The 22015-nt window shown below is 46.7% G+C and carries 18 protein-coding genes; 8 read left to right on the plus strand and 10 right to left on the minus strand.

The features are described from left to right. Positions 1-10: 10 nt before the first annotated feature. Positions 11-1381, minus strand: a complete 1371-nt coding sequence (locus tag ACYQ2M_RS17095; protein ID WP_459917582.1) for an SH3 domain-containing protein — start codon at positions 1379-1381, stop codon at positions 11-13. Between the two features lie 2 nt (positions 1382-1383). Continuing rightward, positions 1384-1842 (minus strand): MaoC family dehydratase, encoded by a 459-nt coding sequence (locus ACYQ2M_RS17100; RefSeq protein ID WP_459917583.1) that lies wholly within the window; start codon positions 1840-1842, stop codon positions 1384-1386. A gap of 120 nt (positions 1843-1962) precedes the next feature. Between ACYQ2M_RS17100 and ACYQ2M_RS17105 the strand changes: the two genes are divergently transcribed. After that, positions 1963-2307 (plus strand): aldehyde ferredoxin oxidoreductase C-terminal domain-containing protein, encoded by a 345-nt coding sequence (locus ACYQ2M_RS17105; RefSeq protein WP_459917584.1) that lies wholly within the window; start codon positions 1963-1965, stop codon positions 2305-2307. A gap of 98 nt (positions 2308-2405) precedes the next feature. Here the strand turns inward: ACYQ2M_RS17105 and panC are convergent, their stop codons facing one another. The 4 genes from panC to ACYQ2M_RS17125 all read right to left on the minus strand — a co-directional run bounded on the left by panC (position 2406) and on the right by ACYQ2M_RS17125 (position 5417). After that, on the minus strand, positions 2406-3257 hold the full coding sequence (gene panC / locus ACYQ2M_RS17110; RefSeq protein WP_459917616.1) for a pantoate--beta-alanine ligase: 852 nt from the start codon (positions 3255-3257) through the stop codon (positions 2406-2408). Between the two features lie 333 nt (positions 3258-3590). Continuing rightward, the gene (locus ACYQ2M_RS17115; RefSeq protein WP_459917585.1) at positions 3591-4178 is read right to left on the minus strand and encodes a polyhydroxyalkanoate synthesis regulator DNA-binding domain-containing protein; all 588 of its coding nucleotides are present in this window, start codon (positions 4176-4178) and stop codon (positions 3591-3593) included. An 81-nt stretch (positions 4179-4259) separates the two neighbouring features. Then, positions 4260-4700 (minus strand): polyhydroxyalkanoate synthesis regulator DNA-binding domain-containing protein, encoded by a 441-nt coding sequence (locus tag ACYQ2M_RS17120; protein WP_459917586.1) that lies wholly within the window; start codon positions 4698-4700, stop codon positions 4260-4262. A gap of 147 nt (positions 4701-4847) precedes the next feature. Further along, positions 4848-5417, minus strand: coding sequence for a hypothetical protein (locus ACYQ2M_RS17125; RefSeq protein ID WP_459917587.1), 570 nt, complete (start codon positions 5415-5417; stop codon positions 4848-4850). A 510-nt stretch (positions 5418-5927) separates the two neighbouring features. On the opposite strand from ACYQ2M_RS17125, the gene ACYQ2M_RS17130 reads away from it, so the two are divergent. Further along, a complete protein-coding gene (locus ACYQ2M_RS17130; RefSeq protein WP_459917588.1) occupies positions 5928-7610 on the plus strand; it encodes an ABC1 kinase family protein in 1683 nt (560 codons plus the stop codon). Between the two features lie 475 nt (positions 7611-8085). Further along, positions 8086-8463, plus strand: a complete 378-nt coding sequence (locus ACYQ2M_RS17135) for a cache domain-containing protein (RefSeq protein ID WP_459917589.1) — start codon at positions 8086-8088, stop codon at positions 8461-8463. On the opposite strand, the gene pta is transcribed toward ACYQ2M_RS17135, so the two are convergent. Next, complete coding sequence (pta, locus tag ACYQ2M_RS17140) at positions 8460-10565, minus strand: phosphate acetyltransferase (RefSeq protein WP_459917590.1); 2106 nt, start codon at positions 10563-10565, stop codon at positions 8460-8462. The two genes, ACYQ2M_RS17135 and pta, sit on opposite strands and share 4 nt — an antisense overlap. 541 nt (positions 10566-11106) lie before the next feature. Beyond that, positions 11107-13503, minus strand: coding sequence for a Lon protease family protein (locus ACYQ2M_RS17145; RefSeq protein ID WP_459917591.1), 2397 nt, complete (start codon positions 13501-13503; stop codon positions 11107-11109). Positions 13504-13873: 370 nt separating this feature from the next. On the opposite strand from ACYQ2M_RS17145, the gene ACYQ2M_RS17150 reads away from it, so the two are divergent. From ACYQ2M_RS17150 to ACYQ2M_RS17170, 5 genes are all read left to right on the plus strand, one after another. Next, positions 13874-14665 carry an ABC transporter ATP-binding protein gene (locus tag ACYQ2M_RS17150; protein ID WP_459917592.1) on the plus strand — a complete coding sequence of 264 codons (792 nt, stop codon included), beginning with the start codon at positions 13874-13876 and terminating at the stop codon, positions 14663-14665. A 12-nt stretch (positions 14666-14677) separates the two neighbouring features. After that, on the plus strand, positions 14678-15706 hold the full coding sequence (locus tag ACYQ2M_RS17155) for a FecCD family ABC transporter permease (RefSeq protein WP_459917593.1): 1029 nt from the start codon (positions 14678-14680) through the stop codon (positions 15704-15706). A 145-nt stretch (positions 15707-15851) separates the two neighbouring features. Beyond that, positions 15852-16949: an ABC transporter substrate-binding protein gene (locus tag ACYQ2M_RS17160; RefSeq protein WP_459917594.1), complete on the plus strand. Its 1098-nt coding sequence runs from the start codon at positions 15852-15854 to the stop codon at positions 16947-16949. A gap of 26 nt (positions 16950-16975) precedes the next feature. After that, a complete protein-coding gene (locus tag ACYQ2M_RS17165) occupies positions 16976-19006 on the plus strand; it encodes a TonB-dependent receptor plug domain-containing protein (protein ID WP_459917595.1) in 2031 nt (676 codons plus the stop codon). Between the two features lie 82 nt (positions 19007-19088). Then, complete coding sequence (locus tag ACYQ2M_RS17170; RefSeq protein WP_459917596.1) at positions 19089-19244, plus strand: hypothetical protein; 156 nt, start codon at positions 19089-19091, stop codon at positions 19242-19244. 65 nt (positions 19245-19309) lie between these two features. Here ACYQ2M_RS17170 and nadB read toward each other — a convergent pair whose 3' ends face one another. Both nadB and nadA read right to left on the minus strand, forming a co-directional pair. Next, entirely contained in the window at positions 19310-20878 is a 1569-nt protein-coding gene (nadB, locus tag ACYQ2M_RS17175; protein WP_459917597.1) for an L-aspartate oxidase, read from the minus strand. Beyond that, complete coding sequence (nadA, locus tag ACYQ2M_RS17180; RefSeq protein ID WP_459917598.1) at positions 20878-21918, minus strand: quinolinate synthase NadA; 1041 nt, start codon at positions 21916-21918, stop codon at positions 20878-20880. Before nadA ends, nadB begins: the two co-directional genes overlap by 1 nt. Positions 21919-22015 lie beyond the last annotated feature (97 nt).

Raw genomic sequence — 22015 nt, forward strand, 5'->3', positions numbered from 1 at the left:
ACCATCAAGTTTAAGGCGCAACAATGGAGGGGATGGTTTTTAATCGATCCATAAGAGAGCCCCTGGCGGAACCTGACCCCAGTGCCAGGGCACTTACCCTGACCCCGTTGACCACCCGGACCTGATGGGCCTTTTTGCCAGAGCCCCCATACCCCCACAAAGAATGAATCACATAAAACTGCCCCCCTACTTCCCCCAGATAAAGCATGATGTGGCCATTGAGATACATCAGAGTTGACCCCACTTCAGCCTTATCATGGATAATTTGACGTTTTTCAAGAAAGTCTGCATGTGCATCAAAGGCTCCAAGAGTTATCCCCACCTTTGCCTGGGCCGATGAATTTCTGGGAAGCCGAATTCCCACCGTGGCAAAAACAGAATTTACAAATCGTGAGCAATCCTGCTCTCCGTACATGCCACCCCAGCCATAGGGTGCATTCAAACACTCAAAGGCCTGGGTGATAATGTTTCTGGGAGTATAGGGCAAATATCCGTTTAACACCTTTTTTGCATGGATATATCCCTTGTGTATCTGAAGTCTGCCATGGTCATCTCTAACGGGAAGGTTCACCTGAACCACATCCCCGGTAAAACCTGCCATGCCAAGGCGAGTTCCCATGCGGACATGATCATGGTATTTTGTTAACCGGGAATCAAGGTAAATATCTGCCTTGGCCCCGGTGACCACCACAAAAGAATCCGGGGCTTCAAAGGCCCGAAGACGGTTCCGGGAACAAATTGCCACCATATTGGTTTTCACCCAACCGGCACTCAAGGCAGATAACACATATTGCCATTGGCCATCGGCACTGTCATGTAAAACGGCAACAGCAGTACCAAGATCAAGCCCGCTGTTCTGAAGTTGGTCAAATTCCAGATCCCGGGGAGCAGAATACATGCCCTGAGCGGTGGGCAAAATCCGCTGGTCTGTGTAAGCTGTGACAACGCCGTACCGCACCACCATATCATCGGGTATGTTCTTTATATTCATTTGCCGGCTCATGTCACGGTAAAAAAGCGTGTCCGCCGGTCTGCCGTTTTTTAAGTACAGGTGCTTAAGCGTCTGTTTAACAATGCGTTTTTCCATGGAACGGGCAAGGGATTTACCATCATATACAGGTTCAATTTCCAAAACATTGCGAATGAATCCAAGTTCTTTTTCCACATGCCGGTTAAAAGCATCAATGTCTTTGAAGTCCATCAGGATCTTATCTGGGTGGGAATGATGGCTGATCCAGAATCCTGGTCGGTTCATACTTCGGTTGATGCCGGGAAGTTGGGTTGGTGCCGGCAAATCATTTGGCTGTATCCCTGCACATCCGGAAACAAAAACAATCAAGCAGCAGACAGAGATCAATATATTTTTTTTCTTACAGTTCATTGCTATATTCCATCACGGTATCTAAAACCCCGTAAAAGAGACGCCGTGGTCCGCCCCTGAATCACCGTTTTACCATCCTGATTTTCGATCCAGCTGTTAATGCCGATTTCTCCGACTGCTGCATTGATGTCTGTTATTTCAAACCATACACACAGGGTATCCCCAATGAAAACCGGAGCCAGAAATTCCAGGGTCTGTGATTTATAGATGGCCCCGGTTCCGGGTAAATGCATCCCCACCATGGTGGAAAACAATGCAGCGGAGAGCATGCCGTGGGCAATGCGCTGGCCAAAAAAAGTCTGCCTGGCAAATTCGTCATCAACATGCAGAGGATTTACATCACCGGTGATGGCGATAAAATGATCCAGATCCGCCTCGGTTATTGTTTTTTTTAGTGAAGCTTTCTGGCCAATGGCAAGGTCCTCAAAGGATGTCAGTTCATGTTTCACAAGCTTGTTCAAGGCAAGTTCCCTCCACATCGCAGTTATAAATCTTCATTTAAGCTGACTGGAGCAAGTTAACATGGGCAGATAGAATCCTCAACTGCTAACTTAAAATCCAATAATATGGCTGACAGAGCTTTGTTAAACACGCTTGACCTCAAGATGATCCATGAGGGAAATGCCCATGCAGCGGGCAATATCATGGACAGAACCTACACCAAAGACTGCCTTTTGCCATGTGACTCCTGCTGGCCTGTCATGTTCTTCTGGAACACCCCTGACCATGTGGGAGATCCCCCCCTGGAAAGCCGTACCTTCTCCGCAGTTACCAGCATTAAAATGGATGAAAAAACCCTGAACAACTATGGGGAGCGTATCTTCAACCTGGAACGGGCCATTTTGATCCGGGAAGGCAGCCCCCCCTCATCGACGACAACGTGGCAGAATATAATTATAACCAGCCGCTTCAGGCGATTTCCATAAACCTTAAGATGTCGATAACGCCAATAACACAAGCCTGACCCGGTCTCGCAAAATCGGCAAAAAACTTGAACATCGAATCACAGTACAAGGCCAAATATTTAAGATTCCGAAGAAATCACCATATTATCAATAAGCCTTGTTTTGCCAAGCATCACGGCTATGGCCATGAGCACTGGCTCCCTAATGGAATCAACCTCATCCAAGGTAAGCGTATCACATATGGAAACATAATCAATGGTGATATCCGGGCAGGATGAGAGTATTTCCCTGGCACGGCTCACTACCTTAGCGGCATCTGTTTCACCTGCCCCTATCATCTTCTGTGCCTGGCCAAGGGCCTGATACAGCAGAAGGGCATCGCAACGCTGATCCACGCTGAGATACTTGTTCCGGGAACTCATGGCAAGGCCATCTGGTTCCCGGACAATGGGAACACCCACAATATCAATGTCAAAGCTTAAATCCTTGACCATCTGCCTTATGATGGTCAGCTGCTGAAAATCCTTCTGCCCGAACACGGCAATATGGGGTTTTACAATGTTGAACAGCTTGGAAACCACTGTTGTAATTCCCCTGAAAAAAACCGGGCGGGATAGTCCGCAAAGGTGCAGGGGAAGTTTTTTCAGCGCCACATAAGTCTGGAAGCCCTGGGGATATATCTCTGAAACCTCCGGGGTAAAGACAGCTGCTACCCCTTTTTCCCGGCATTGTTCAAGATCTTTTTCCATTGATCTTGGATAGGTGGCAAGGTCTTCGTTGGGACCGAACTGGGCGGGATTTACAAAAATACTCACCACAACATCATCGGCATGTTTTTTCGCCTCTTCCATCAATGTCAGATGCCCCCTGTGAAGAAAGCCCATTGTGGGCACAAGGGCAATTGTCCGCCGGTCAAGGCGCACCTCATCGGCATACTCCATCATCTCTTTAACTGTGTTTATCCGTTTAATGGCATTACCTCAAAATTTTAAGGCTCCTTCCAGCATACAACCTTAACGTTGCGTGCTGGCATTGAGCATATTTAATATTGATCCGGTTCAAAGGGCAGGCACCATGATCAGGCCCTGTTCCTGAAATTGATACCCCCTGTGTAAAATTGATCCATCCCTTTGTCAATATCATTTTAACCCCAGGGTAAAATCTACAACTTGTAGCCATGAATATGTGTATTCCCATTTTCCAGGTTCGACACTTAATCACAGTAAGGATCAGCTTGTGAACAAACCCAAACCTGAAGACCGAGAGTTGAGTTATAATATTCTGACCTTGAAAAAGAGTGCCCCTTATCCTTTATTTATCCTCTCTTTTTCGTTTACATAAAAATCCTCAAATTTTTCCAGCTTTTTTTCCAGGATATGGATACGCGCGTTTAATTCATAAATATGATCTTTTGTCGCAAGATTTGTTGCGGACAGAAGTTCCTTCAATCGCCTATCAATGGTATCTGAAATCCAGCCTTTCAAAGAGGTCGTAAACCCTATGATCTCTTTTTTCAAGCGGGTTCCCTCAGATGTTGAGATTTCTTGACTTTTTACAAGTTTCTTGACCATGTCATCGATTTCATCTTCAGCCATGGTAAATGATCGCTGCCAGAAGGAGACATATTTTTTCGCATAATCTGTCAAGGCGTTCCCGCCTTTTTTGAACAGCTGGATCAAAACACCCGATGAGACAGTAGCACCAGCTTTCCCCCTTGTTGTGGCAATGAGACTTGACACAATTGAAGCTGTAATATCTTCTCCGGTTTCATTATCAATAATGATGATGTCCTTGTCTTGCCGGATGAGTTCTGAAAGGCGTACTCTGGAAATATATTTTTTATCAGTGGTGTCATACAGCTTTCTATTTGCATATTTTTTGATACGGTGCATGTCATTCTCCCAAGGGGTATGGTTTGTGGGCGTTCCCATTTTCCCGGCATCATCATGAATATAATTTGCAGGTAAAAGGGCTCAGGGTTTGGAAGCCTTGCTCTTGGGGGCATCCGAGGATTTTTCTGGAGCTGGAGATTTTGCAGTTGTGACCTTGTCCCGGGATAACGTCAATGCATCAATTTTTTTATTTAGTTCTTTGATATTTTTATCCAGGTTGGCAACCTGTTCCCTGGTGGGTAATTTCACAACGTCCATAACCTGCTCAATTTTTGTATCAATGACTTCCCCCAGCCATTTTACCAGTTTATCAGTGGCCCGAAAGGAGCTGTCTTTTTTCTGTTCTTCTTTTTTTAAAAACTGTCCAATAACGACGTCTGTAATATCTTTCCCTGTTTTGGTCAGGGTGACTTGAATTTTTTCACCCTTTTTAATCAATTCTGCCAGCTTTTCCGGTTTAATGTATTCTTTTGCGGCAGTGTCAAAAAATCTCCCATTTGAGTATTTTTTTATATTTAACATTGTCTTCTCCTGATTTTTCCATTGTTTTTAAAGGCAAACCAAAAGTTCATCAGCAGGCGAAGCGTGTCTGTTGCAACCTTTTGGTTGGAAGTCAAGCGTAGTGAGTCCTTCCAACAAGGACGTATGCCCCATGTTGAGAAAGCCCGCTTACGCATTCACATCTTGTTTGTTAAGTGCACTTATTTTCTTATCTACATCTTCAATTTCCGTAATCAGACGCTCTATTTCTTCTTTTGATGGAAGGTTGAGTTTTGCCGGAATGGCATCGATACCATCAAAAATTTTCTTTTCAATGTTTTTTTTCAGGGGCATTTTGTTCAGTTTCTCTTTACCCAGGATCACCATGTCCTCAATGATCAACTTTGCATCGTGTCCAATCCCTTTATATATCGTCCGGGTTTCTTGATTAATTTTTTCAATCTTTTGAAGAACATCTTTTTTTGCGACATCCATTTTTTTATCTATGGTTTCCAAGCCATGAAATTTTACTTTTTTAATGACTTCTCTGCTGTCATCAATGAGGTCATCAATTCTCTTAACAGGGTCTGCTTTAAGCTCCGCGATAAACTCACGGCCTTTTTCAAGTTGTTTTTTCACATACTTTTCGTTGTACATTTTTAGTTTTTTCTCAATGTCTGCCCTTGCTTTATTCATGGTTTTCGCAATGTAAAATCTGGATTCGCCTTTAGTTGCTTCTGCTGTTTTTTCTATGGTCATTTTTCCCATCTCCCATAAAATTATATTTAAAATAAAATAAATTCCAAATAACGCATTGTGTCATAACTACTAATATGATGCAATGCGTCATAGATGTCAAGCATAAAGAAAGCCTCCCCCCTCTCTGATTAATAGTCGAACCGAGAAAATAGGAATGCGCACAGGACTGCCTTGCCCCACTTAAAAATATACGCTATAGTCAATTTAATCCTCACACACAAAAAAACAGTGTACCGGGTGGAGGAGTTGAAAAAAGTAGCGTTTTTGCCGGAATAAAGTCAGCTGATTAATTTTATTATTGACGGAGCTAACTATCTTGATTTGCCTTATTAAAAAAAAAACCAGGAACCTGTCTATCCGCTGTTTGAAAAGATCATTAAAAAGGTGTGGTCGGGCTGGTTATATGGATGCCATGGGAGCGTCAATCCCAATGCGGCAGAATACGTATCACAGCCTGGGGAAAAATAAATCCAACGAAATTCTATTTTCTCATGGGAAACCTTATCTTTTATGCTGACCCTGAGAGATTTTGATGTTGTAGGCAGAACATACCGAAACATCACCCGTTACCGTCAGATATTAACCATTCTGTTCAAGTATGGATTCGGCCATATTATTGAAGCCCTGAACATTGACCAGTATCTTGAGATTGGTCTGAAAATGATTTCAAGGGATAAACCGCCCCAACTTGAACCTTTGACTCCGCCCCAGCGTACAAGGCTTCTCTTTGAAGAGCTTGGCCCCACATTTATTAAATTCGGGCAGATTCTTTCCACCCGCCCCGACCTGATTCCCATGGAGTATATTTTTGAACTTGAAAAACTCCAGGACAATGTACCGGAATTTCCCTTTTCAGATGTTGAAAAAACAGTGATCAAAGCCTTTGGAGATAAAAACAATCCCTTTATTTCCATGGAAAAAGAGCCCATCGCCTCTGCATCCATCGGCCAGGTCCATCTGGCAAAATTAAAAACCGGTGAACGGGTTGCCGTAAAAATCCAGCGCCCGGATATCAGAAAAAACATCACGGTGGATCTGGAAATAATGAACCATCTGGCCACCTTGATGGAACGTCATATTGAAGATCTGTCTTTTTTCCGCCCTGTAAAAATCGTTGAGGAATTTGCCGAAACCCTTGATAAAGAGATGACTTACACCCTGGAAGCATCCAATATGGAAAGAGTGGCCCGGCAGTTTATATTTGACTCTACCATCCATATTCCCAAGGTCTATCTGGATAAAACCACGGATACCGTGTTGACCATGGAATATATCCAGGGAATCAAAATTTCAGAAATAGACATCCTTGATGAACATGGCATGGATCGAAAAATACTGACCCGGCGGGGGGCAGACTTAATCCTTAAGCAGGTGTTTGAATACGGTTTTTTCCATGCCGATCTTCACCCGGGCAATCTCTTTGTGCTGCCCGACAATGTGCTGGGACCTGTTGATTTCGGGATGATGGGGTTCATGGACCGCCGGGCCCGGGAAGTCTTTATTGACCTGATTGCAAGTGTTGTTACGGAAAAACCATCGGCAACCTGCCACTACCTGCTGGAACTCACCGAATATGATGATGAACCGGACATGCGTTTTCTGGAACGGGATATATCCACATTCATCGCTCAGTATCTGACCAAGGCATTAAAACATATCAATATGGGGCGGTTGCTGCAGGATCTTTTAAAGATTACCGCCAGACACAAGCTCCGGCTCTATCCAGATACGTTTTTGATGATGAAGTCCTTTGCTGCTGTTGAAGGGGTTGCCCAGAAACTTGATCCGGATTTTGATATGGTGGGGTATGCGGCGCCCTTTATCAAAAAGAAAAAGATGGAACGGATGTCCCTGTCGCGTATCACCGAAGACCTTTCCAGTCTTTCCGTTGAATCGCTTCAGTTGCTCCAGGAAATTCCCCGGGACAGCATCGCCATCATCCGTCAGGCAAGAAAAGGCAAATTTGTCCTGGGGTTTGACATCCAGAAACTGGAAAAAATCCTGGGGGCTTATTCCCGGGAGAGCCATAAACGCTCGGTATCCACGATTATTTCTTCCCTTATCATCGCCTCTGCCCTTCTTTTGAGTTTTAAGGCATCTCCCCAGATTTTCGGTGTGTCTCTGTTTGGGATGGGTGCCATTGCCTGTGCCATTGTGCTCTGGCTCTGGCTGTTTGTCAGACCCGGGAAATAAAAACTACCAGGGCCATCTGCATCCCCATCTGTCCTTTCTCCAGATGGGCGATGATGCAACCAAAACCTGATCAAGCCCTGCGAAAACGACGGCTTGATCCATCCCCCACCCCAAAAGATGGATCCTCTGCATAAATCGGCCGATGAAATGAACCCGCCTGAAAAAATCCTTGATATTTTAATATCAATCCGGTATTGACAATATATTCAATATTTATAATATTCAATCACTTCAAATTGTGAACGAAATTTTTCACACAAATGCGAGCACATCCCATTTTCCCGATGGAGTGCTTCATTAACGTAACTCTACTTTCGGTCTCCAGCGTTGTCGCCTGGCATCACCCTGATGTACAACCGCCTTCTCCCTGCGCAGATGAACAAATGTCATGTTGACAAGTGTCGGATTCCATAACAGGTGCTGAACTATCCTGTTCAACACCATACCAAACACCACATTATTTAAGGAGATTTAAATGAAAAGATCAATTTTGCTCTCTTTTGTATTGCTTGTTGGATTTTGCCTGGCTACTTCCTGTTTTGCAGCAGATAAACAGGAAATCGAAAAAGCAGTTTCTTCGGTGGTGCTTGCAGGGATCTACAATGATACGGCATGCAAAGCAAAAGCACCTGAAGGGCTGTACATATTTGTGATGCAAACGGATGGCAAACTGCTGGTACATCCCAGCAAGGATGCCATTAAGGATTTGAGTACCCCGGAATACAAAGTAATTTATGATGAACTGATTAAAGCCACCTCCGATGGGCTATGGGTTCAGTACCAGTGGAAAGGGAAGGAAAAAAATACCTTTGTAAAAAAACATGGGGATAAAATTGTCGGTTGCGGCTATTAAAGTCTTTTATCTGCCTGGGCCTGTATGGCGGTTATGGCAACGGTGTTGACAATATCCGGGATGGTACATCCCCGGCTGAGATCATTAATGGGTTTGTTCAAACCCTGGAGTATGGGTCCGATGGCCACCACCTTTTCCGAGGTCCGCTGAACCGCTTTATATGTGTTATTTCCCGCATTCAGATCCGGAAAAATCAACACCGTGGCCCTGCCCGCCACATTGGAATCGGGTAACTTTGTTTTTGCCACTTCGGGATCAATGGCAGCATCGTACTGCAGGGGGCCTTCAAGCAGCAATGAAGGCTCCATCTCCCTGGCGATGCGGGTGGCCTTGAGCACCTTGTCCACATCCACGCCGGTCCCCGAAGAACCGGTGGAATAAGAGAGCATGGCAACCCTGGGCTCAATGCCGAACACGGCTGCTGTTTTTGCAGAAATAACGGCTATTTCAGCCAGCTGTTCGGCTGTTGGGTTTGGATTTATGGCACAATCGCCGAACACCAGCACCCGATCTTTTAGGCACATGAGAAACACCGACGATACAATGGAAATGCCGGGGCAGGTTTTGATAATTTGAAACCCAGGCAGAATGGTGTGAGCCGTGGTATTCATGGATCCGGACACCATGCCGTCGGCATGTCCCTTATGGACCATCATGGTACCAAAATAGGTGGGGTCCACCATCGTATCCCTTGCCATGTCCAGGGTTACCCCCTTTGCCTTTCTCAACTCGTAGAATGTATTGACATAGTCTTCCAGAAAGACGCTTTTATCCGGCTGCACAATGTTGGCCCTGGAAAGGTTCAACCCCAGATCCTTGATTTTTTGATGTACGGCATCCTCTTTTCCAAGCAAAGTGATATCGCAGAATGAACGTCGCAGAAGAATATCAGCAGCTCGCAGAATTCTCTCTCCAATACCCTCCGGCAACACGATGTGCTGTCGCTTCTTCTTTGCCTTTTCAATGAGACTGTATTCAAACATCTGGGGAGTAATCCGGATGGATTTTCTGGCAGACAGCTTATGTCTCAAAGCCTCCGCATCCACATGGGCCTCAAAAGTTCCCAGAGCCAGGGCAATCTTTCTGGGGTCTTCCGGAGAGATCCTTCCATAGAGATGATTAAGCGCCATGGCCGTACAATAACTGGTACCCCGGGTCTGAATAATGGGCATGGGAACGCCTTTCCATCCATCTATCAAGCGTACGATGGTATCAGGCATGGGTATCCCTCCGGTGATCATAATACCGGAAATATCGGGATAGGAGGAAGAATATCTGGAGGCAAGGCTTGTCAAAACAATGCTGGAACGATCACCGGAACTTACCACCAGACTGTCCTTCTTAATATGGTTAAGAAAGTTGGGGGCCAGCATTGCGGCAATGACGTAATCTGAAATCTGGTTGTCCATGGCCTCTTTGCCATAAAGAATTTCTGCATCAAAATATTTCTGTACATCCCACATGCTTGGTCGGCTCAGGGTATCGAGTTCCGGAATGGCATAAACAAGGCAGTCAGACAAATGGGAAACGCTTTTGAAACCTTCCTTTAAAGATGTCAAACAATTGGGGTCCACCCGGTTCACAACAAGGCTCAGCACGTCCACCCCTTTTGCTTGAAGGCTCTCAATGGACAACTGGTTGGAGCTGATCACCTCTTCCATGGATTTTTGATACCCATTGGAAATTACGATGGCAGGGGTGCCAAGGTCGGCCATGATATCTGCGTTGATGTCAAATTCAAAGGCTTCATTGCCAGCTGCAAAATCCGTCCCCTCGCACAGCACAAACCGGGATTTTTCTTCAAGTTGCTTGTACTTATTTAATATCGTCTCCATCATTTCCGACTGTCGTCCGGCGTTGATCATTTTTTTTGCCTCTTCCATGGTATAGGCATAGGTCTCTTCATAGCGAAGCCCGAGATAAAAATAGGACAACACAAGATCTATGTCGTAGTCTTTACCATTGCTGACAGGGGGATTAATGATGGGTCGAAAAAAGCCAACCTTACGAATGTCTTTTAACAGAAGCTGCATGATACCAAGCACGATCAGGGATTTTCCACATCGAGTTTCTGTGGGGGTTATGTACAAACTGTTTGCCATGTTCCGTCCTTTCAAATGGATATAGAATGGATCTGATATGCTTTACACTCGATGTTCAAGTTTACAGCAAACAAACTTTTACATGAGCAAGCTGAATATTTACAGTTTAATTTACCATTCATTAAGCAAAACGGATGCCAGATGATCAGAGTCAGGGGAAATAAGGGATTCACAGATGGCGTATGGGGGGCAAAAGGCACAATTGCTTAGCCAACAATGACGAGTGGAGCAAGTGATGACCAATCCTCTTTTTACAAAGTGTAAAAAAAAATGACAAAGACAGAAAATGTAAGGGATATCATGCAGAGGTTTCAAACATTGTCGGCACGGGCAAAAGGCATAATGCCCGTGAACAATTGGGTATGACTGTGTCAGTTTTTTTTAGATTCTTATCTCTGATTTTCCTGTTGTTTGGGCAAGAGAATCAGATTTTTTTTGGATTCTGACTTGTCCAGGTTAGGGCCTGCTCACAAGTCTGACCCCATTGGCCCGCCAACTGTTACTGGTGCCCACTTTGTGACCAAACCCCTTTTTCTGATCATCAAACGCTGCCATAGGATAATGAAAGCTGATGATAGGCTTCAAGGCGTTCCTGAACCTTTCCAAACACCGTATCTTTTGGATATTGGCAATACTTGTCTGCCAGTCCTGCCGGCATACCGGTGAGCAGCTCTATGCCCTCTTCAATACGGCTGATCTTGTAAATGTGAAACCGCTCTTCCTTTATGGCCCGGAGCACATCCTGTCTTAACACCAGATTATTAACATTGGCCGCCGGAATCATGACCCCCTGGGTATCCTGCCTGCCCTTTTTTGAACAGACATCGAAGAACCCTTCAATTTTTTCATTGACCCCGCCGATGGCCTGAATCTCGCCCTTCTGGTTCACCGACCCTGTGACGGCAATGTCCTGGCGGATGGGAATACCGGACAGGCTTGACAACACAGCATACAATTCCGTAGAAGACGCGCTGTCGCCGTCAATGCCGTCATAGCTTTGTTCAAAGGTGATGGATATACTCACACTCAAGGGATATTTTCTGGCAAACATGCGTCCCAGATAGCCGGAAACAATCATCATGCCCTTGTCATGTGTCTCACCGGAAAGGCTGGCCTCTCGCTCCACATTGATGATACCGGGGGTGCCCATGTAAGATTCCGCCGTGATCCTGGTGGGTCTACCAAAGGCAATGTCTCCCATGTCATAAACGGCCAGAGCATTAACCTGTCCGATCTCCTTGCCCACCACATCCATCAAAACGGATTGATCATCAAACTGTTCCAGCATTTTATCTTCATAGAGGTTGTAGCGGAAACGATGCTGGGAAACGGCCTTGTGAACATGCTCTGCAGATATGTTTTCCGCCTTGTCCTTCCTGGCCCAGTAATCAGCTTCTTTCAACATGCCAAGAATCATACCGAACCGAAGGGACAGTTTGCGTCGGTCCGCCACGAGGCGTTTGGCATACTCAATGGCTGCCCACACCCCGTCCCGGGTAAACGGATTTAAATTATTCTTCCGGCAGGCCCCAGCGATGAACCGGGCATAGAGCAGAATTGTCTCATCCGTACACCAGGCTTCGTGATCAAAATCCGCTCGTACCTTGAAAATCTTGTTAAACCGTGAGTCGGCACTCTGGAGCAGCTGGAAGGGGGCATAACCACCCACCAGGATCACCTTGAGATCAATTTTAACGGGCTCGGGTTTCAGTGACGGCATACCTTGGGCTGATTGTTCCGGGCCATCTTCAATCCTCAATGAACTATTTCGGAGGGTTGTTTTCAGAGTTTCCCAGATATAGGGGGATGTCAGCAAGGGCTCAATCTGGATAACCAGGTATCCCCCGTTGGCGTGCAGGACAGATCCGGCCTGAACCATGGTAAAATCCGCGACAATGGACCCCATAACCGGTTTTTTTTCAATGGAGCCAAACAGGTTTTTAAACGTGGGGTGGGACTCAAATACCACGGGTGCCCCTTTTTCGCGCCTGCGATCCACCAGCACATTCACTTCGTATTTTTTAACAATGGCTTCGGCCATTTCCTTGAAGTTAGAGCCGGTTTCAGGATCAGTTCCAGAATTTTTGATGCCCGGAAACATGGCAATATGTTCTATAATATCTTCCTTGACCTTTTCAAGATAGGTCAAAACCTCCTTGCATTCCTTGAAATGATTCCGAATCGGGTCAATTTGTTCTGAGATGAGACGTTCCAGTTCCTCTGATATTATTTTTTTAACGGAGAGTTTTATCTGCTCGTTGTTTTTGCTGACCTCATGGAGTGCCTCATTCAAAGCCATGCTCACCTGACGGGTGTTTTCTTCTATCTGTTTTATTTTTTCCGGATCAAATCCTTCATAGGTTTCATCTGAAATCCGTTTCCCCTCTTCCACAGGTACGATCTCATACCCATTTTCAATTTTGACAATGTCAAGGGATAAAGAGGTGGCAAGGGCATCCACTTTTTCAAATACCTGGTCCTGGGCCTTAAGATGCTCCTGCTCAATCACTCCTTGTTTCTCCTGAAAGGCATCGCTTTCAAAAAGAAACGGTATTTTCACCCTCAGCACTTGGATAAACCGCTTCATGTCTCTTCGGAACTGCAGGGCCGTGCCCGGCGGTATTTCCATTACAATGGGGCAATAGGGGTCCTCAAAATTATTGACCATGCAAAGGTCCGGCGGGGTGGTAAACTGTGCGGCATGATCATTTAAAATGCGCTGGAGAATGGTTGTTTTTCCAGTTCCTTCAAGACCGGTTACAAAAATATTGTACTCACACCCCTTCATGTTCAGGCCAAAGGCTATGGCTTCCACGGCCCGTCGCTGACCAATCACCTGATCCAGTGGGGATAGTTCTGAAGTGTCATTAAAGGGCATCTGCTCCGGGGTGTATCCCATGATTAACGATTCTGGAAGAATTCTGCTTTTCTGGTGCATGTTCGTCTCCTTGTGCACGTGGCATGTCAGCTTAAGTTCCGTGGTCCCATCAATTTATGCCCTTAAAAATTACCACTTATACCCATGCATTGGCAATGTATAATCTATGGATTTTCGGGTTTTGTCCGATAGTGGTACCGGTTTCAATCTCCAGGGCATCCCACCCATGAACTGTCCAGGCCAGATGAAATTATAAGCAGAGCCAAAGTTTTAAAAAATGTATTTTAAAAACAACTATTGACAATACAAACATACATATAGTAGAGCACATCTCTATTAACGACGTTTATAGACGTCAAATGATATATTCAAACTACAGGCTGAGGTAAATTCGGTTAAAATATCAACTAAATGGCAAAGGACAAAAACGATGAATATAATTGGAATCCGCAACCTCAGTTTCACCTATGATACCAGACCAATACTACAGAATATTAATTTTTCTGTGCAGGCAGGAACCATCTGCGGTCTCCTCGGTCCCAATGCATCGGGTAAGACCACCTTGTTCAAGTGCATGAACGGTATATTATCTCCCCAAAGAGGTCAGGTGATGCTTGCTGGCAGAAACATCGCTCTCCTTTCCCGGAAGGTCATTGCCAATCTCATGGCAGTGGTTCCCCAGCATGCTGCAGCAGCCTTCTCTTTCACAGCCATTCAAATGGTAGTCATGGCGCAGGCAGCCAGATTGGGGCTGTTAGGAAGGCCCTCTCCAGGGGATTACCAGAAGGCTGAAGCCATACTGGACGAACTGGGAGCTGCTCACCTGGGATATCGTTCATTTAATGCATTAAGCGGAGGGGAAAAACAAATCGTCCTGATTGCCAGGGCTCTTTTTCAGTCCCCATCCGTTCTGTTGTTGGATGAACCAACCGCCCATCTGGATTTTAAGAACCAGCACATCATCATGGAAACCATCCACACCATCGCCAAGGCCAAAAAGCTCACTGCCATCATTACCCTCCATGATCCGAACCTGGCTTCACGCTATTGCAGCCAAATGGTGATGCTCAAACAGGGCCAGGTGCATCGTAAGGGAATGGCGGCAAATGTGTTTAAAGCAGATGCCCTTGAATCCATGTACGGTATAAATGTTACCATAGCTGATAATTGCCACGGGAAATACGCTTTCATCCCCCAAGGAGCTCGATCAATTCTGCACTGATCCAGACGATGCATGCAAAAAACAATATCAAAAAATAGAATTCTGTTTTTTCTGGTAGCCTTTATGCTGGGGGGGAGCAGTTTAACCGCCTTGTGCATTGGAAGATACCCCATTGATTTTCCAACGCTTGGCAGAATATGCCTCTCTCTGATCGGGGAAGAAAATAGCAACACGGCGCTGACACAACCTATCATGGTGCTCTGGTCCGTTCGGCTGCCCCGGGTTCTCATGACCGTAATGACAGGAGCTGCTCTGTCCGTTGCAGGCGTCATTTTCCAGGGCCTGTTTAAAAATCCCCTGGTCTCTCCGGCCATCCTGGGGGTCACCTCAGGAGCTAATTTTGGTGCGGCCCTGGCCATGCTTTTTTGGGGAGGGTCTGTCATGGTGCTTGAGGCATCGGCCTTTGTCTGGGGTCTTATCGCCGTGGGGATTACCTATCAGATCGGAAAACGCGGTGACCGCTCAGTGACCACCTTGGTACTGGCCGGCGTCATTGTATCCTCCCTTTTTGTGGCAGGACTCTCCTATATAAAATGCAAGGCAGATCCCTTTGGCCAGCTTCCCGCCATTGTCTTCTGGACCATGGGCAGTTTTAACGATATCTCCTGGAGGGATGCACTCATGGGCGGGGGCCTTATTTTCCTGGGACTTCTGGCATGTCTTTTTTCCAGCTGGAGTCTCAACCCCATGGCTCTGGGAGAAGAGGAAGCCCTTTCTCTGGGAATAGACGTATCCGGCAGGCGAGCTGGCTTCATCCTGTTGGCAACCTTGATGGTCTCTGCAGCCACCGCCCCCTGCGGCAGCATCGGATGGGTGGGACTGGTGATCCCCCATATGGCAAGGATGATTGTGGGGGCTGACCACCAAGTGCTTGTGCCCTTTTCAGCCCTTCTGGGAGGGGTCTTCATGCTCTTCATGGATACCATCGCAAGAACCCTGCCCGGAGGAGAGATCCCCGTGGGAATCCTTACGGCCATCATCGGTGCCCCCTGCTTTGGCTATCTTTTAATCCACAACAAAGGAAATGTCTGGAGCGATTGAAACGGCCAGCATCTCTAATCTTTCATATAAAAATCCACACAACACTCTTAAATTATTACTGATTCATTTTTTGTTGTGGCGAGAAAATCTGCCATTCAGGTTATAAAAAATCTGCCATGAATCAAAAACCCGGAGAAAAAGACAAATGACCCAATTTAAAAACCAACAAAACCCCTTTGTCCTTTTTCTGATCCTGTCCTTTTTTATGGGAATACTCCCCCAGGGCCCAAAAGCATCTGAATCCAAACAACCCACACGCAGCATCATTGATAGGGCAGGAAGAACGGTGAGCATCCCCCAGAATCCCCAAAAAATAGCCTGCATTTTCGGCCCAAGTTATGAAAAAATCTTTGCCTTTGGCGGGGCCAACCGTATCTCCATCGTCGCCAATGTGATTCTTCCCTGGAATTATCAACTGAATCCGGATTTAAAGAACATACCCGTGATGGGAAATTTTGTTTCACCGGATGTTGAGGAGTTGCTCCGACTTAAAACAGATCTTGTCATCTATCATCCCTTTGCAAAACAGATTGAGCATCTGGAGGCAACCGGACTCCCCGTGGTGGTTCCATACGACGGCGGACAGCGGCAATTAACACTTGAAAACTTTATCCAGGATTATTACGGACAAATTCGGTTTTACGGTGAGATACTTGGCGGTCCTGCAAGAAGTCTGACCGAAGAGTACTGCGCCTATGTGGATGAGAAGATTCAAAAGGTCATCGCCGTCACCTCAAAGATTCCCCATGCAAATCGTCCCAGGGTTTTTTATTTTTGCGGACAGGTTAACGGGCCTGCTGGAACCCAGACCCTTAACTCCACAGCTTATTGGCTGGTTACGGCTGCCGGCGGCACCATGCTGACCCATGACGATCCCTCTTATTTTGTTTCCGTAAGCACAGAACAGATGCTGCTGTGGAATCCGGATATTATTGTGGTAAGCACCCTGCCCTCCATTGATCCGGTCCTGGCAAATCCCCATTGGCAAAAACTCAAAGCAGTACAGGGAAAACAGGTGTTCATGAGCCCGGAAGGTCAATTCTACTGGAGCCACTTCAGCAGTGAATCCTTTTTGTGTATTTTGTTTCTGGCCAAACTTTTCCATCCCCAAAAATTCAGGGATTTAGATGTGAGCCAAGAATTACAGGATTACTATGCCAAATTTTACCACTATGCGCTCACACCGGTTGAGGCGGAACGTATTTTAAAACACCTACCACCATTAACATCTTCCCAAAAATAAACATTAATTCAGGACAGGAGAAAAAGATGAAAGGAAAGAAATTGTTTTGTAAAATAAGCTACTTGCTGGTCTTATACTTAACCACAACAGTGGCCTTTGCTGCAGACACCCAATCAGAAAACTCCCAGGTTTTTAGTCTGGGTGAAGTAGTGGTCACAGGCGAAAAAACGACCGTTAACCTTGCCACCACAGTAACCGAAGTCTCCATGGAAGAGATTGTAGCCAAAGGCGCAACAACCGTTGGCCAGGCACTTGAATTTCTCCCGGGTGTCTTTGTTCAAAGTGGTGGCAAAGGAGATGTCCATGTAAGTATAAGAGGGTTTGAGCAGCGCCAGGTAAAGATTCTCATCGACGGTGTTCCTGCAAGGGAAAACTATTTCGGAACCGTGGATCTGTCCATGCTGCCCGCAAATGCCATATCCAAGATCACCATCACCAAGGGGGCAAGCTCAGTTCTTTATGGATCCAATACCATGGGAGGCGTAATCAATATTATTACGAAAAAAGGGAGTAAAACCCCCCGGACAACATTCACCTCCTCCTTTGGAGACTATGATACAGCCAATTATTCCCTGAGCCATGGCGGCAGTTCCGGTAATTTGAATTATTGGTTAGCAGGGGGGTATCAGAAATCCAACGGGTTCAGGTTCTCCAGTGATTTTGATCCCGACGATCCCAATGTGGGACTTGGCACCCCCTTCAATGAAGACGGGGGCAAAAGAGATTTGAGTGATTATCGCAAAAAAAGCTTGGACATGAAAGTGGGGTATGATCCCGGCACAGATTCAAGCCTTTATCTCTCCTTTGATTATGTGGACAATGAGCGGGGGATTCCCACCTTTTACAACCGTTACTGGGCATACAATAAATGGAAGCAATGGCAAGTGAATCTGACGGGAGAGCATCGGTTCTCCGATGCCATCAAGGTTAAATCAAGGCTGTTTTACGTCAAGCATGATGACGGAATCACCGATGTCAGCTGGGATGCGAATCATACCACGGGTGGGAAAAAATGGTTTGAAAAAAGCTATTATGATGATGCCTCCATTGGCGGAGAGATACAGACATCAATGAAATTGGCACCAAACAACGAGCTTCGACTGGGTTTGAACTTTATGAAGGATATCCATAAAGAGGGCAACTATTTAAGTGATGACTGCTTCAATGTGCTCAAAGGTATCTCCCCAGTGGGGTGGGAACCGGAGGAGGAGTACACCGCCCATACCTACACCCTTGCTGTGGAGGATGAGATTAATCCCTTTGACCGACTTTCTTTGGTGGTGGGCGTAAGCTACGATGTGTTTGAACCCACCGAAACATCTGATCAGCCCGAGCCGGGCAAGACGGACACCATCAATCCCCAGATCGGGGTTGTCTTTGAGATGACGGAGCGCACAAGTCTCCATGGATCTCTGGGTCGAAAAACCCGGTTCCCCAGTTTAAAAGAACTTTACAGTACCCTTGTCGGAGGCAACCCAGACCTGAATTCAGAAAAGACCGTGGCCTACGAATTGGGGGTTGACCACAGATTCTCCCCAAAAGCGGCTGGCAAGCTGGCCTTTTTTCACAATGATATCGACGATCTCATCGACACCATCAAAGTTGATGGTGAGAAGGTGTATGTAAATATCAACAAATCAACCATCTATGGTGTTGAGGCCAATTTTGATCTGAAGCTTACCCCCGATCTGGACACCAGCCTGAACTATACCTTTATGTCCACCGAAGACGAATCCAACGATGACCGGGAGCTTGAAGGCCGTCCCCGACATCGGGTCAATCTCTCATTGGGATACCGTTTCCCCTTCGGGCTCAAGGCGGATCTCCAGGCCACCTACAACGCCCGACAGTATTGGGAAAACGACGATTATGAGTGGGAAAAACTTCCCAACTATTTTCTGATCAATGCCAAATTAACGCAAAAATTAAAGAAAGTCGGCATCGTTGATTCCGAACTCTTTATCCATGCCAGAAATCTTCTGGATGAGGACTATTATGAAACCAACGGGGCTGAACCCGGCCTGAACGTTTTGGCAGGCATCACCCTGCACATGTAAGAATCAATGTTCAAGTTTCTCTGGTCGATTTTACGTGAAGTGGGGGCAGGACAGTAAAGAGATATTATTATTCGCCCTGATAATGGACCAAATTGCCAAAACACTGTTCAGCCCCATCTATCCGGTGATTGCAAAAAATACAATTGCCGTTACCGGAATTTGCCAGGGAAACGGCCTTGACCTGGGCAACGGAGCCGGTATGCTGGCCATGGCTAAAGAAGGCCCCCCGATGAAATAAGGTAAAGATTGAGCATTGTCCCAAGCACGCCTGATATTGCTCAGAGGAGGAAAATTTATTTAAAATTAAAGGCCGGTAACATAATGACAGCCAATGGATTGTTTATTACGCATGGCAGCCTTGACAATAATAAAAGCAGTTTCCACGCCGTTTCTCAACTCTATGATCTGACGGTTCAACCGCGCTGATCGGTAAAATTTTATGATACGATGGGCGTGGTAGTTCAAATCCGACCGGGCCCGTTCCAACCCCCGTCTGCTCCTTACAATCCCGGCATAATTCCACATGGTCAGCTGGATCACCTTCCAGTCCTGGTGAAAAAGAAGCGGATCAAAATCTTCCACCTGGCAGGGAGATTGCCATGCCGGAATTTGAGCAAGCCGTCTTACATCAATTTCAGTAAATGTCTGGTGAATATGATCTGCCGCCTGCCTTGCCCACTGCAGGCCCTCCAGAAGGGAGGTGGATGCCAGGCGATTGGCCCCGTGCACGCCGGTGCAGCTGGTTTCGCCGATGGCATAAAGATGGGAAAGGGTTGATTTACCAAAGCGGTCCACTTTGATACCCCCGCAAAAATAGTGGGCCGCCGGCACCACGGGTATGGGTTCTTTTGTGATATCTATGCCCCCCTTGAGGCAGGTGTTATAAATTTTGGAGAACCTTTCGGGAATGGGCACGTCGCCTTTATAGTGGGAGGCAATGTCCAGAAGCATAAACTCCTTTCCCGCTCGGGCCATTTCCTCGTAGATGGCCCGGGCCACCACATCACGGGGCGCAAGATCCCCCAGGTCCGAATAACTCTCCATGAACCGTTTTCCCTGGTGATCCACAATCTGGGCACCCTCTCCCCGGAGGGATTCTGAGATGAGAAAACGTTTGATGTCCCGGTGATACAGCGAAGTGGGATGAAACTGCATGAATTCAGCATTGATAATGTCTGCACCGGCCCGGTAGGCCATGCTCAGCCCATCGCCTGTGGCGGACATGGGATTGGTGGTATGCTGGTAAACATTGCCCACCCCCCCCGTGGCCAGCACTGTTTTATGGGCAAAAAAAGTCTCCACCCGGTCTTCTTCACTGTTGAGCACATAGACCCCCATCACCTCACAGGGTCGGTACAATTCCTGTGTATCCCGGGAATGGTGATTATTGGTGATCAGATCAATGGCCATATACCCAGTTAAAATGGTCAAACCGATTTTTTCGGCATAGGCAATGAGTGCCCGTTGAATCTCTTCTCCGGTGTGATCTGAAAAATGAAGAATACGTCGCCGGGAGTGGGCCGCCTCTTCGGTGTAATCGAGCTTTCCCGCTTCTGTTTTTGAAAATTCGATGCCCACCTTGTCAATGAGAAAATCAAACACCAGTTCAGGGCCTTTTTCCGCAATGAGATGGGCTGCCGATCGTTGATTATATCCACATCCGGCCCGGAGGATATCGGCTTCCAGCAATCTGGAGGTATCGGTTTCATGCCAGGCAATAATGCCACCCTGGGCAAGATTGGTTGCCGTATCTTTGGCCTTGTCCGCCTTGCTCAGTACCACCACGTCGTGTCCATGCTCTTTAAGCATTATGGCTGCTGAAAGTCCGGCTATCCCCGTACCCACCACAACAGCATCATAAACATGCTCCATCAGGCTTCCTCAACAATATCGATCATTCGCTGCAGTGCCGTTCTGGCATCCTTTTTCAGTTTCTCAGAAACGGTGACCGGGTGAATCAAAGGGCCTTCTCCCCTGGTAAAGCTCTCAATGGATTTAAGAGATGCTGTAAGTTTTTCCAGGGTGATCCGGCTCATGTCATGGCAGATGGACTCCCTTAAGGGAATGATGGTCTTATCGGAAAAAGTGACCGCCATACGTGCCACAAAACGGTACTCCGTGCCGATCCCCCAGGTGGTTCCGGGGGCGGCGTCTCTTACGGTGTTATAAATCATGGCAGTGGAACCGGCATAATCCGAAGCCGTGACCACCTCTTCTTCACACTCGGGATGTACAATAATCTGGATATCGGGGTGGCTTGAGCGCAAACCGTTGATATCGTCCAGGGTAAAGGTTTTATGGACATGACAGAAACCATCCCACAGAAACAGCCTTGCCGATGAGGGGTTCGCTCCTTCAAGGGTACCATCCCTTCGCACGGTTACAACTTCGCGGCGGGGAATGCCAAGATCATTGGCCGTGTTAATGCCCAAATTGAAATCCGGAGAGAAAAACACGGCTTTATCTTCGTCCAGAAAGCGTTTAACAATTTTTGAGGCATTGGAACTTGTGCATACCGTGCCGTCATGGGCACCGCAGAAGGCCTTCATGTCTGCATGGGAATTCATATATACAATGGGAATGACCTGGCGATCACAACAGGCAGCAAGCGTCTCATGCACGGCTTTGGCCCGCTCTCCTGTAATCATCTGGGCCATGGGGCATCCGGCCTGGGGATCTGGTATCAGTACCTTCTGGTCGGAACCTGCCAAAAGGGCGGCCCCCTCGGCCATGAAACTCACCCCACCAAAAACAATATATTCCGCCTGGGTCCGGGAACAATCCACGGCCAGCTTATATGAATCGCCCAGAAAATCAGCCAATTCCACAATTTCATCCAGCTCATAATGATGGGCCGGAATGACCACACTGCTTCCCAGTCGGTGTTTTATCGTTGCTGCATCATCGTTCATTTTTTTATCTTCGCATCCTTACGTTTACCTGCCAATACATATCTGGTTCATGACCCCACCCCAACAACTGCCCCCAGCCCAACAAAATCGGGCGAAA

This window comes from Desulfocicer niacini, assembly GCF_054657595.1.